This window comes from Levilactobacillus suantsaiihabitans (assembly GCF_004745505.1).
Classification (GTDB): domain Bacteria; phylum Bacillota; class Bacilli; order Lactobacillales; family Lactobacillaceae; genus Levilactobacillus; species Levilactobacillus suantsaiihabitans.
This window is the reverse complement of sequence record NZ_RKLX01000002.1, coordinates 71,198-84,859: the sequence shown is the minus strand read 5'-3', so window position 1 is coordinate 84,859 and position 13,662 is coordinate 71,198. Positions and strand designations below refer to the sequence as shown.

Genomic DNA, 13,662 nt, shown 5'->3' with positions numbered 1-13,662 from the left:
AAAACAAGGTATCATGGACCTAAAAGGGAAGTGTTTCACGTGGAACAAGAGTCGCTATTTGCGAATAATCAAAACACGCCGCTGGCGAGCCGGGTGCGGCCACGGACGCTGGACCAGTTCGTGGGGCAGACGCACTTGCTGGGGACCGGGAAGATTCTGCGGGAACTGATTGAAAATGACCAAGTCTCGTCGATGATCTTCTGGGGGCCGCCGGGTGTCGGCAAGACCACGTTGGCCGAGATCATTGCCCGGCAGACGCAGGCCAATTTTCTCAGCTTCAGTGCCGTTGATAGCAGCATCAGTAAAATCAAGAAGATCATGCACCAGGCCGAAAGCGACCGGGAGATCGGCGAGCAGACCATCGTCTTCGTCGACGAGATCCACCGCTTCAACAAGGCCCAACAGGACGCCTTTTTGCCGTACGTTGAGCGGGGGAGCATCATCCTGATTGGCGCCACGACCGAGAATCCGTCCTTTGAGGTCAATTCGGCGCTGTTGTCTCGCTGCAAGGTGTTCGTGCTCAAAGCCTTAGAGACCAGCGACATCGAGCAGCTATTGACCAATGCCCTCAACAATCCGGACGGGTTCGACGTCACCGTGAAGATTGGTGGCGACGAACTGCGGGCGATTGCGGAGTTTGCCAATGGGGATGCGCGCAACGCCTTGAACACGCTGGAAATGGCCGTGTTGAATGGGCAGAAGTCCGGCCAACAGGTCACCGTGACCATGGATGACTTAAAACAGCTGATTACGCAGAAATTCGTCCTTTACGACAAGACCGGCGAGGAACACTACAACATCATTTCCGCGCTACACAAGTCGATGCGCAACTCCGACGTGGACGCGGCCATTTACTGGCTGTCGCGGATGCTGGAAGGCGGCGAAGATCCGCTGTACATTGCGCGGCGCCTGGTCCGCTTTGCCAGCGAAGACATTGGTCTGGCCGACACCAACGCGCTCAACGTGGCCGTCAACGTGTTTCAGGCCTGTCAATTTCTGGGGATGCCGGAGTGCGACGTTCATTTGACCGAAGCCGTAGCCTACCTGTCGCTGGCGCCCAAGTCCAACGCCATTTACAAGGCGCGGCTGGCCGCCAAGAAGGACGTCAAGGAGACCCGCGATGAGCCAGTGCCGCTACAGATTCGCAATGCGCCGACCAAGCTGATGAAAAATCTGAACTACGGCAAGGGCTACCAGTACGCCCACGATACCCAGGACAAATTGACCAACATGCAGACGATGCCGGACGATTTGCAGGGCCACGTGTACTACGAACCGACTGAACAGGGGCGTGAGGGTCGCTTCAAGGAACGGCTGGCCTATATCAAACGCTGGCATCAAGAACATCAAAGTTAAATAAAGGAGTGATCAGCATGTCGCAACAACTTTACTTTCTGTGCACGGGCAATGCCTGTCGCAGCCAAATGGCAGAAGGCTTCGCTCGAGCGCTGGCACCCAGTGATTGGGTGATTGCCAGTGCGGGGGTGGAAACGCACGGATTAGATCCGCGGGCGGTCCAAGTCATGGCCGAGGTGGGCATCGACATTTCCCAACACACCTCGAAATTAATTGATCGCGCCTACTTAAACAGCAGCGACGTGGTAGTCACGCTGTGTGGGGATGCGCGCGATAAATGCCCCATGACGCCGCCCACCGTGGAGCGGCGTCACTGGCCGCTGGCCGATCCGGCGCAGGCGACCGGCGATGAGGCCGCGGTGTTGACCACTTTCCGGCAGGTCCGTGACGATATCCAGACCCGGGTGACGCACTTGCTTCGCGAATTGGGGGCGTCACCGCAATGACCGTGACCTTAAACAACGGCGTCACCATGCCCCAACTGGGCCTAGGCGTCTTTCAGGTCTGGGATTTGGCCGAAACGCAGGCCACCGTGGAGACCGCGCTGCAGCTGGGATACCGGCTGATCGACACGGCTGCGGCCTATCACAATGAGACCGCAGTCGGGGCCGCCATTCAAGCCAGCGGCGTGCCGCGCGAAGACCTCTTCGTGACCTCTAAACTGTGGGTGCAGGACATGACGTACGACGGCGCACAGCGCGGCTTTCAAGATTCACTCGACAAGTTGGGGTTAGACTACCTGGACCTATACCTGATCCACCAGCCCATCGGCGACGTCTATGGCGCCTGGCGCGCCTTAGAGGAACTTTACGCGGCCGGAAAGATTCGGGCTATCGGCGTGTCCAATTTCACCCCGGCGTTGTTGGCGGCGTTTACCCACTTCAACCACGTGGTGCCCGCAGTCAACCAGATTCCCATCAACGTCTTTCGCCAACAAACCGCCGCGGTTAGCTACCTGCAAGCCCACCAGATGCAACCGGAGGCCTGGGGACCGTTCGCGGAGGGACAAAACGGGTTGTTCACCAATCCGGTCTTGCAAAAGATTGGCCGCAAGTATGGCAAAACACCCGCGCAGATTGCCTTGCGTTGGCTCCTGCAGCGGGGCATCGTGGTGATTCCCAAGTCCACGCACGCCGACCGTCTGCAAGAAAACCTGGCCGTCAGAGACTTCGAGCTACTGCCAACCGACATGGTGGCCATTACGGCACTGGAAATGCACCAGGTGCCGGTGCAAACGGCCGCCGACGTGGACCGGATCTTACAGATTAAGGTGCATGATGATTAAGTGAATAGTTGTGGGGCCTGGGATGGGATAAACCTTCCTGGGCTCTTCGTTTTACCGCCACATAGTCGAAACGTGCGCCAACAGGCAGCCGGTTCCGCTTAAACCTGATAACCAAATAATCCAAGACCGGGATTATTTGGTTATCAGCCTTAATGCTCGCCGGCTAACCGCCTGTTGGCCCACTCTTTTTTCTGAGAAATTATTCAAAAACTGTTGAATTTTACGTTTCAGTAGGTGATACTGGAGTTGGTTGGTTCACTAAACCAGAGTAAGTGAAATGTTACCGCTTGCAAAACAGGCTAACGCTAGCTTATTTTAAAAATCGGTTAGTTGGTTTAGTTAAACGTCCAACCAAATTAATCGTCTGACCTGAGGAGGGGACCACATGGTTCGTCGCAGTATGAATCGTAACGAGTTGCATGACCAGAATTTGAGCCTGGTGCTGCAACAAATTTTTAATAACCATCCCACCTCGCGGATCGCGATTTCTCACCAGTTAAACTTGAACAAGTCCACGATCTCATCACTGTACAACACCCTGATGGCCGCCGGTTACTTGACAGAGTTGGGGTTAGGTGAGGCGTCGACCGCGGGGGGCCGTAAGCCCACGTTGGTGGAAATCAACCGGGATTACGGGTTCACGTTAACGTTTGACCTGGGGTACCGGCATTTGCACGCGCTGGCAACCTTTTTGGACGGGCACGTCTGGAAATATGACCGCATCGAAACCAAGGGGCAGTCGATCCACGAGATGTTGGCCCAAATCAAGACCTACATCGCCCAGCGCCAACAAGAAGACCAGACCAGCCACGGCCTGTTGGGTATCTGCTTTTCCATTCACGGCATCGTGTTCAACAATCAGGTCCAAACGTCGCCATTCATCGATATGGACGGCATCGACCTGGAACAGACCTTTAGTGCGGCTTATCACGTTCCGGTGGTTTTGGAAAACGAAGCCAATCTGGCTGCCGTATACGAACGCGACTTCAACGGCGCGCGCGACCTCAATAGCACCGTGACCGTCAGCATTCACCGCGGGATTGGGGCCGGGATCATCTTACGGCGTGACCTGTTTCGTGGTGAACACGGCGATGCCGGCGAAATCGGCCAGACCGTCGTCAGCATTGCCATGGACGGCGCCGGCAACGCTCACCCGGTCCACGCCGAAGACATCAGTTCCGAAGACGCCATCATCCAGCAGATTGAAGACAAGAAGGGGCTGACCAACCTCGACCGCGCCGGCTTAGTCCAGCTTTATCAAGACCGCGACGTGGACACGGTGGTGGTCTTGCGCCAATTCACCACGGCCATCGGCGGGCTGATCTACAACCTGATGCGCTCGCTCGACCCGGACGCTTTCTTCTTGAACTCACCTTTAGTAGAAGAAATTCCCGACCTGTTGACGCAGATTCGGGAGGTCTACCACAGTCTGGCACAAAATGACCTGTCCATCGACGTGACGCAAAACGCCCGGCTGGCAACGTTATTGGGTGGCTGCTCGCTGATCACGCACCGGGTCTTACACCTGGATCATTATGAATTGAATTTTGAACGGCCGACTGCCGATGAAACTGACTAACACAAAAAATCCGACTCTCCGTTTGGGGGAGCCGGATTTTTTAATGGGCTTAGTGTTGCTTACGTTTCAGACCAAAGCCAATCAGCGTGCCCACCAGCAGGGCCAGGCCAATGAGTGGCGAGCGGGTCTGGTCGTTGGTTTGCGGCAGGGTAGTCTTGGCGGTGGATTGGGTGGGTGCCGGAGAAGTCGTCCCAGCAGGTGCGGTGCTGGTAGTCGTCACCTTAGCCGGCTGACCAGTGGTGGTCGTTAAATCGGCGATGGTAGCGCCTTGCCCGGCGTGGCTGACGAGGGTGGCGACGTCAGCTACTTGCGGATTGACCTGCGCGGCCTGTTGCCCGGCTATGGTGTCGATGCCAGTACCAGCGGTGGCGTCATCATCAGAGTTATCAGTGATCGGCGCCGGCGTCGTTGGCTGGTCTGGGTCATCCAGCTGGTGGTAAACGTAGGTGACGACGACATCGGCCGTGCCTAAGGTTCCGCTAGCGTTGGCTGGCGTAGCGGTGAGCGTGTAGTTAGGAAGCGTTAAAGCCACCGTGGTGTAGTGGTCGCCCGCTTGACCGGTTTGAATCTGGTCGGCGTGTAGCGACTGGCCGTTTTGATCCACGTAATGCGTCGTCACGGTAACGGTTGCGGTTGGCGTCACAACCGGTGGCGTAACCGGGGTGACCGGCTTGGTAGCGTCCTTGGTGAAGTACAGGGAAATCGTCTGCGGGTTGGTGGTGTAAGCACCAGTCAGCTCGCCGTCCGCATGGTCATAGGTGTAGCCAGTAAGGCTGGTGGTTTCCGCCGTTAGGTCGTAGGTGTCGCTGGTTAGTTTGCCAGTGATGACCTGGTCGGCTTGAATGGTAGTGCCGTCGATGTTGAGGTACTTGACGGTGAGGTTGCCGGCGGCCTGCAAGTTATCATAAGGGATGAATATTTTGAAGAAGGCATTCTGTGTTTTAGTGCTATTACTTGCAAGCGTGTAGCTGAGAGATAAATCAGCCCGTAAATAGAATTTGTGATCCTGCTTAATAATTGTAACGGCAGGGAGGGTGTTGATTTCATAGTCAGTGTTAGCATCTTTCCAGTCGTTTTCAGAGACTGTTCCGAAAGGTTCTTGCGGAAAGATGTCAGAGAATTGAATATTTCCGTCCTTAAATTGATAGTTAGCCATGGTTGTGCCAGATTGAAGGAATAGAACATTTCCAGTTAGACGGTTATTGTCATGAATTGTACTATTTTTCAGTTCAAGCAATTTGTCATAACTAGGATCTTGTTCGAACGTTTTGGTGAATTTCCCAACAAAATTTTGAGGGAGCTTAAGTGGTTGTGGCATAGTGAGTGTTGGATGTTGCGGATCAATGAATTGTGTGTCATTGGTCATAACGAGTTGGTCGTTAATCAGTAAGCTAGAAAATTGGGATGCATCTAGCATTGAGAAATCTAAAATATTGTTGTTTTTTAAGTCCAATGTCTTTAGGTTCTTCAAGTTAGCTAATGGCGAAATATCTGATATGCGGTTGTTGGTGAGTATGAGGGTTTGTAGATTAGTTAATCCGGATAGAGCATCCAAGGAGGTGACATCCCCCCAGTGTGAACGGTTTCCTTCTGATAGGCCTACGTAGTCAACGCTTGGATCAAACGATAAATCCAAATAAGTCAGATTAGTCGCTAACTCTAACCCCGTAAGGTCAAAAGAGCTAGTGCCATCAACAAAGACATTGGGGCTGTACTGCACGTGGGTAGCTTCAAGGCGGGTCAGACTGGTAATGTCTTCTTTAGTTAGGCTGGCAACATCCTTATGCAACTGGTTAGCGACCATTTGCTGCAGCGTCTTATTCGGCATCAAAGTATCAATTGACGCATCGCTAGCGGTAATGGGCGCAGCTTCTGGTACCGCAGCGGGTGTGGCGACGGGAGCTGGTGTAGTCGGTGCTGGCGTGGCGGGATTCTGTGGTGTCGGTGCTGCCAGCTTAGCCAATCTGCCGGGATGCCTGGTCGGTGTCACTGGCGTAGTGGGTTCCTCGGTATGACCATCGTTGTCGACCAAGTCCTGATTTTGCGGATCATCCGTGGGTGCTGGCGATGTTGGGTCGTCGGGAACCGTATCCGGCGTAGTATCCGCGGCCGTTGGCGTCACGTCGGATTGTTGGTCATCAGGGGCGACATCGTCAGAATTTGCAGCGCCTGGCAATGAAGCATCAGCCTTCGACGCATCGGCCACTGAACCGTCAGCTGATGTCGGCTGTTTTTCCGCCATAACTTGTCCAGCCGGGTCGTCGGAAGTCGTCGGGGCAGTGTCCGCCGAAGCGGTAACGCCACCAAAGCCCACTAGCAGACCGACCGAAACAATCCCGGCGAAAACCCAGGATTTACCACTCTTGTACATCTTATAATGCAGCGATTCGTTGTGCCCCTTAAACATGATGGTTCCCCCTCAAATGGTTGATTAACGATTACCCAGTTTCCTAGTGCTGGGTGATAAGTAAATATCCAGTAAAAATAAACACTGTTATTAAAGCCTATTATAGCCGCCTGCTAGACTAAAATCTATAAGATACGTAATAAAGTTAATAACCATAATTGTACGATTATACTGTGAAACAGCCAGCACGTTTGTTGACCCTGATGGTTAATCACCTAAGAGAACCGACAAATCAACGGCTCTGTAAAATTTCCCAACATTTTTAAAGAAAACGCTTGCAAAAACAGAAAAACCTTGTATACTGATATTTGTAAGTTGGTTGTCGCAACGAACTAACTAGGAGGGTATTATAAATTATGACTGAAGAATACTGGAAAGGCGTCGACAAGATTCAATACGTCGGCCATCAAGATAAAAAATCAGGTTTAGGTTTTCAATACTACAATCCAGAAGAAGTAATTGCTGGTAAAAAGATGAAGGACTGGTTACGGTTTGCCGTCGCTTACTGGCACACCTTCGATCAACGGTTGGTTGACCCCTTCGGTGATGGGACTGCGCAACGGCCATATGACAAGTACACGGATCCAATGGACCAAGCCTTAGCCAAGGTTGATGCTGCCTTTGAATTCTACAACAAATTAGGCGTTGACTACCTGTGCTTCCACGACCGCGACTTAGCACCAGAAGGCGACACGTTACGGGAAACCAACGCGAACCTCGACAAGGTTGTCGACAAGATCGTTGAAAACCAAAAGACTTCTGGCATGAAGGTACTGTGGAACACGTCTAACATGTTCACCAACCCCCGTTTCGTTGAAGGGGCCGGCACTTCACCATACGCTGACATTTACGCTTACAGTGCTGCTCAACTCAAGCACAGCTTGGAGATTGGGAAGCGCGTTGGCTCTGAAAACTATGTCTTCTGGGGTGGCCGTGAAGGTTACGAATCACTCTGGAACACCAACATGAAGCAAGAACAAGAACACGCCGCTAAGTTGTTCCACATGGCCAAGGACTACGCCAACGAAATCGGCTTCGACGCTCAAATGTTGCTCGAACCAAAGCCTAAGGAACCAACGACGCACCAATACGACTTTGATGCCGCTACTACGATTGCCTTCATGAAGGAATACGACTTGGACAAAGACTTCAAGTTGAACTTGGAAGGTAACCACGCCAACTTGGCTGGCCACACTTACCAACATGAAATTCGCGTGGCTCGTGAAGCCGGCTTACTGGGTTCATTGGATGCCAACCAAGGCGATAAGCTGATTGGCTGGGACATCGACGAATACCCATCTAACTTATACGAAACCACGGCTGCAATGTACGAAGTCGTTGAAAACGGCAGCATTGGCCCTCGTGGTGGGTTGAACTTTGACGCCAAGCCACGTCGTTCCTCATTTGCCCCAGAAGACCTCTTCTTAGGCCACATCGTGGGGATGGATAGCTTCGCCGCTGGTTTGCGGGTTGCCGCAGCCATGAAGGCTGATGGGTTCTTGGATAACCTGAAGGCCGACCGTTACAGCTCATACCAGTCTGGTATCGGTGCCGACATCGAAAGCGGTAAGGCTGACTTGAAGTCACTGGAAGCCTACGCCATCGACAAGCCACAATCTGAATTGATCGCCGCAACGCATTCCGATCACTTGGAAGAAGTTAAGGACACGATCAACCATTACATCATCGAAACCCTTAGCAAGTAATCGTTTCGTGACGCGAAATAACTGACCAGCAAATGGCGGACGAACGGTGGGTTCGTCCGCCAATTTGCGTGGCCGTGAAACCGTGATTTACGGTAAACTAGAACAGAGAACATCTAGGAGGAATGACTGATGGGGAAGTACGTACTGGGCGTCGACCTGGGCACGAGTGCCGTGAAGGTGTCCGCCCTCGACCACAGCGGGCAGATTGTGGCCCAAGAAAGTTTTGACTACGATTTGATTCAAAAACAACCGGGCTACAATGAACAGAACCCAGAAGACTGGGTCTCCGGAACGACCGTCGCCATCGTGCGGCTGATCTTAAACGACCATCTGGCCGCCGAAGACATCGAGGGGCTGAGCTATTCCGGGCAAATGCATGGGTTGGTCTTGTTGGACGCCAACAAGAAGGTCTTGCGGCCGGCTATTTTGTGGAACGATACCCGAAGCACGCCGCAACGCGAAGAAATCGAGGCCAAGCTGGGCGACGAATTTATCGACATCACCCGCAACCAACCGCTGGAAGGCTTCACGCTGACCAAGCTGTTGTGGGTCAAGGAAAATGAACCCGACATCTGGGCTCAGGCCAAGTATTTCGTCTTGCCGAAAGACTACGTGCGTTACCGAATGACCGGCAACCTGGCCATGGACTACTCCGATGCTACCGGGACGGTCTTACTGGACGTCGCCAAGGGTGAATGGAGCGAAAAGATCTGTGACGCCTTCGACATTCCGTTGTCGATGTGCCCACCGCTGATCAAGTCGGTGGACTTCGCTGGGACGGTCACGGACGCTTACGCCGAATTCTCCGGGTTGACGCCTGCTACCAAGGTCTTTGGTGGCGCGGCTGATAACGCTGCGGGCGCCGTGGGAGCGGGCATTTTACAGCCCAACATGGTACTGTCCAGCATCGGGACGTCCGGTGTGGTTTTGAAATACGAAGATAACGCCGACGTCAATTATCACGGTGTTCTGCAGTTCGAGGACCACGCGATTCCCGACAAGTTCTACTCCATGGGTGTCACGCTAGCGGCTGGCTATTCGCTGAGCTGGTTCAAGAAGACCTTCGCGCCTAGCGAGGACTTCACGGCCTTCGTGGCCAGCGCCGCCAACTCCACGGTCGGCGCCAATGGCCTGCTGTACACGCCGTACATCGTGGGCGAACGGGCACCATATGCGGACGCCGACATCCGGGGGAGCTTTACCGGTGTCGATGGCACCCATCAACGCTATGACTTCGTGCGGGCCGTGCTGGAAGGCATCAGCTTCTCGTTCAGAGACCTCTTTGACATCTATGAGGAAAACGGTGCAGACTTTGACACCGTCGTTTCCATCGGTGGTGGGGCCAAGAGCCCGCTGTGGCTGCAAATTCAGGCCGACATCTTCAACCGTAAAGTGGTCAGCCTGACCAACGAACAGGGACCAGGCATGGGTGCCGCCATGATTGCGGCCACCGGTCTGGGCTGGTTCGACTCGCTGCAGGACTGCGCCAAGACCTTCGTGCACTTCGGTAAGGCCTACGAACCGAACCCCGAGAACGTGAAGAAATACGCGAAAATGCACGCCATTTACAAGCAGGTCTACCAACAGACCAAGGGCATCAGTGCCCAGCTGTTAGCTTACCGGAAGGCAGAATTGTAGCCAGTTAAGAGTGGGGCAAAGGGCGCTTAGCCGGCGAGCATTAAGGCTGACCCGCGAATAATCCTAGTCTTGGATTGTTTGCGGGTCAGGTTTAAGCAGAACCGGCTGCCCTTTGACGCACGTTTCGGCTATTTAAAAGTAGTGAAAAAGTTTGAGAATTTGCGGTTCTCAAACTTTTTTGCGTGGGCGCAGGATAGTGGCCAATTGGGTAAAACGATAAAGCAAGGTGCGCTCAGGAGTGCCGGTGAGGCGGGGCCTTTCAGAAACTAGACAAATTAACAAAAAAGTTCTATTTTTAAAGAAAACGCTTTCAAAATAATGACAATCGTGCTATCCTACTCTCAGGGTTGGTTTATCTGGCCAACCAACGTGAACAAAACCAACTTACACATTCAGCTATACTTCCACATATTTTGTCACACGTGAATTCTGGCGAAAGCCACATAAGGAGCGAGATCTATGCGAAAAGTTTCGACCGGATTTGTTTATTTCTTTGGGGCACTAGGGGGCCTACTCTTCGGTTACGATACCGGGGTCATCTCTGGCGCCATTTTGTTTATTCAAAAGCAGATGCACCTGGGTTCCTGGCAACAGGGCTGGGTCGTGAGTGCCGTGTTGCTTGGCGCGATTCTGGGGGCTGCCATCATTGGGCCATCGTCTGACCGCTATGGTCGGCGCAAATTGTTATTGTTATCTGCCATTATTTTCTTCGTCGGGGCCGTGGGGTCCGGGCTGGCACCGGAATTTTGGACGCTGATCATCTCACGGGTCGTCTTAGGGATGGCCGTGGGGGCCGCGTCAGCGCTGATTCCGACGTATTTAGCCGAGTTATCGCCCGCTGATAAACGGGGGACGGTCTCCAGTCTGTTCCAGCTGATGGTCATGACCGGGATCCTGTTGGCGTACGTGACCAACTACGCCTGGGCCGGCTTCTACACCGGCTGGCGCTGGATGCTCGGGTTCGCCGCAATTCCAGCCGCGCTGTTGTTCTTGGGTGGGTTGATCTTGCCCGAAAGTCCGCGGTTCCTGGTCAAGACCGGCCACGCCGACCAAGCGCGCGCCGTGTTAGACACCATGAACAAGCACGACACGGCGGCCGTTGAGACCGAATTGGCGCAAATCAAGGAACAGGCGCAAATGAAAAATGGCGGCTGGTCTGAATTATTTGGCAAGATGGTGCGGCCATCCCTGATCATTGGGATCGGGCTAGCCATTTTCCAACAGGTCATGGGTTGTAACACCGTGTTGTACTATGCCCCAACCATCTTCACCGACGTGGGCTTTGGCGTGAACGCCGCCTTATTGGCTCACATCGGGATCGGGGTGTTCAACGTGATTGTGACGGCGATTGCCGTGGCCATCATGGATAAGATCGACCGTAAGAAGATGTTGAACGTCGGTGCCGTGGGGATGGGGATTTCTCTGTTCGTCATGAGCATTGGGATGAAATTCTCCGGTGGGTCGCAGGCCGCGGCTATCATTTCCGTGATTGCCCTGACCATCTACATTGCCTTCTTCTCCGCCACCTGGGGTCCCGTGATGTGGGTCATGATTGGGGAAGTCTTCCCATTGAACATTCGGGGCTTGGGCAACTCGTTTGCTAGTGTCATCAACTGGTCAGCCAACATGATCGTGTCCTTGACGTTCCCAACCCTGTTGAACTTCTTCGGGACCGGGAGCCTGTTCATCGGCTACGGCGTGCTGTGCTTTGCCTCCATCTGGTTCGTACAAAAGAAGGTCTTCGAAACGCGGAACCGTTCGTTAGAAGACATCGAAGCCACGCTCCGGGCCAAGGCCGGCGAAACGGCTCAGGACTTGAGTACGGTGAAATAAGCATCAAATTAGTTAAGGTCGCTCCGGTGAGGGCGGCCTTTTCTAATAGACAAAATCCCATTTGTGACGAAAACCGCAAGCCCACTTTAGAAAACGCTTTCAAATGGCAGCTAAAAGTGTTAAAATAATTGTCATGGTTGGTTGTGACAATCAACCAACTGAAAGTACCAACTTACACTTATTCACATACACAGTGTGGACTGCCGAACTACCGAAGTCAAAAGCGTTCCTCCAGGCGGGGAACGACTCTTCTCATTCCTTAGCTGACGCCCACTCAGCCGGTTTCTGAATTTTAAAGTCTACGGCGCAGACCGTATAAGGAGCGAGAGTTATGCGAAAAGTTTCAACCGGATTTGTCTATTTCTTTGGCGCCCTCGGCGGCTTATTGTTTGGGTATGACACAGGGGTCATCTCAGGGGCCATCCTGTTCATCCAACGCCAAATGCACCTGGGGTCTTGGCAACAAGGCTGGGTCGTGAGTGCCGTGTTGCTCGGGGCCATTTTAGGGGCCGCTATCATTGGGCCATCGTCTGACCGATTTGGTCGGCGTAAATTATTACTGTTATCTGCCATTATTTTCTTCGTGGGGGCCTTGGGGTCCGCGTTTTCACCCGAATTTTGGACGTTGATCATCTCCCGGATCATTTTGGGGATGGCCGTCGGGGCCGCTTCGGCCTTGATTCCGACGTACCTGGCCGAACTGGCGCCTGCCGATAAGCGGGGGACGGTCTCCAGCCTGTTCCAGTTGATGGTCATGACCGGTATCTTACTGGCTTACATCACCAACTACAGCTTCTCCGGGATGTACACTGGCTGGCGCTGGATGCTCGGGTTTGCCGCAATTCCAGCTGCCATGTTGTTCTTGGGCGGGCTGATCTTGCCGGAAAGTCCCCGGTTCTTAGTCAAGTCGGGCCACATGGACCAGGCGCGGGCCGTACTGGAAACCATGAACAAGCACGATGAACAGGCGGTCAATCAAGAAGTTGCCGCGATTCAGGAATCTGCCAAAATCGTGAGCGGTGGCTGGTCTGAATTATTTGGTAAAATGGTGCGACCATCCTTGATCATCGGGATTGGCTTAGCCGTCTTCCAACAGGTCATGGGGTGCAACACGGTGCTTTACTATGCACCAACCATTTTCACCGACGTGGGCTTTGGTGTGAGTGCCGCTTTACTGGCCCACATCGGTATCGGGATCTTTAACGTGATCGTCACGGCGGTAGCGGTGGCCATCATGGACAAAATCGACCGGAAAAAGATGTTGAACATTGGTGCTATCGGGATGGGGATTTCCTTGTTCGTCATGAGCTTTGGGATGAAATTCTCTGGCGGTTCCCAAACGGCGGCCATCATTTCCGTGATTGCCTTGACCGTCTACATCGCCTTCTTCTCCGCAACTTGGGGCCCCGTGATGTGGGTCATGATTGGGGAAGTCTTCCCGTTGAACATTCGGGGGTTAGGAAACTCTTTTGCCAGTGTCATCAACTGGACGGCGAACATGATCGTTTCCCTGACGTTCCCATCCTTGCTGGACTTCTTCGGAACCGGGAGCCTGTTTATCGGTTACGGTGTGCTGTGCTTCCTCTCCATCTGGTTCGTGCAAAAGAAGGTTTTCGAAACCCGGAACCGGTCATTGGAAGACATCGAAGCTACCTTACGGGAAAAGGCGGGGACCGAAGCCGCTTCTTCCTTGAGTACGATGAAGTAAGTTATTAATTGAAGATTTTTTCAGAAAAGGCTATCCGGAAACGGGTGGTCTTTTTAGTGAGCAAACCACCATTTTCGCAAATGATTAAGGGGTCATAAACCTAATAGGCTGTAGTGTTGTCGCGGCCGGGGACCCAATCTTGTGATAAAT

At 53.2% G+C, this 13,662-nt stretch carries 9 protein-coding genes; 8 read left to right on the top strand and 1 reads right to left on the bottom strand.

What is annotated here, in order from left to right; genetic code table 11:
* Nucleotides 1-39 precede the first annotated feature (39 nt).
* From EGT51_RS02000 to EGT51_RS01985, 4 genes are all read left to right on the top strand, one after another.
* Complete coding sequence (locus EGT51_RS02000) at nt 40-1,356, top strand: replication-associated recombination protein A (protein WP_135367136.1); 1,317 nt, start codon at nt 40-42, stop codon at nt 1,354-1,356.
* Between the two features lie 17 nt (nt 1,357-1,373).
* Nucleotides 1,374-1,802, top strand: coding sequence for an arsenate reductase (thioredoxin) (gene arsC, locus EGT51_RS01995; protein WP_135367135.1), 429 nt, complete (start codon nt 1,374-1,376; stop codon nt 1,800-1,802).
* On the top strand, nt 1,799-2,641 hold the full coding sequence (locus EGT51_RS01990) for an aldo/keto reductase (RefSeq protein ID WP_135367134.1): 843 nt from the start codon (nt 1,799-1,801) through the stop codon (nt 2,639-2,641). The genes arsC and EGT51_RS01990 overlap by 4 nt, the downstream gene beginning before the upstream one ends.
* 385 nt (nt 2,642-3,026) lie before the next feature.
* Complete coding sequence (locus tag EGT51_RS01985) at nt 3,027-4,220, top strand: ROK family protein (protein WP_135367133.1); 1,194 nt, start codon at nt 3,027-3,029, stop codon at nt 4,218-4,220.
* 49 nt (nt 4,221-4,269) lie between these two features.
* On the opposite strand, the gene EGT51_RS01980 is transcribed toward EGT51_RS01985, so the two are convergent.
* Nucleotides 4,270-6,627 (bottom strand): MucBP domain-containing protein, encoded by a 2,358-nt coding sequence (locus tag EGT51_RS01980; RefSeq protein ID WP_135367132.1) that lies wholly within the window; start codon nt 6,625-6,627, stop codon nt 4,270-4,272.
* Between the two features lie 356 nt (nt 6,628-6,983).
* Here EGT51_RS01980 and xylA point away from each other — a divergent pair, with 356 nt between their 5' ends.
* The 4 genes from xylA (at nt 6,984) to EGT51_RS01960 (ending at nt 13,512) form a co-directional block, all read left to right on the top strand.
* A complete protein-coding gene (gene xylA / locus EGT51_RS01975) occupies nt 6,984-8,333 on the top strand; it encodes a xylose isomerase (RefSeq protein WP_135367131.1) in 1,350 nt (449 codons plus the stop codon).
* Nucleotides 8,334-8,462: 129 nt separating this feature from the next.
* Nucleotides 8,463-9,971, top strand: a complete 1,509-nt coding sequence (xylB, locus tag EGT51_RS01970) for a xylulokinase (protein ID WP_135367130.1) — start codon at nt 8,463-8,465, stop codon at nt 9,969-9,971.
* A gap of 459 nt (nt 9,972-10,430) precedes the next feature.
* Nucleotides 10,431-11,804 (top strand): sugar porter family MFS transporter, encoded by a 1,374-nt coding sequence (locus EGT51_RS01965; protein WP_135367129.1) that lies wholly within the window; start codon nt 10,431-10,433, stop codon nt 11,802-11,804.
* Between the two features lie 331 nt (nt 11,805-12,135).
* Nucleotides 12,136-13,512, top strand: coding sequence for a sugar porter family MFS transporter (locus tag EGT51_RS01960; RefSeq protein ID WP_135367128.1), 1,377 nt, complete (start codon nt 12,136-12,138; stop codon nt 13,510-13,512).
* Nucleotides 13,513-13,662: the final 150 nt, after the last annotated feature.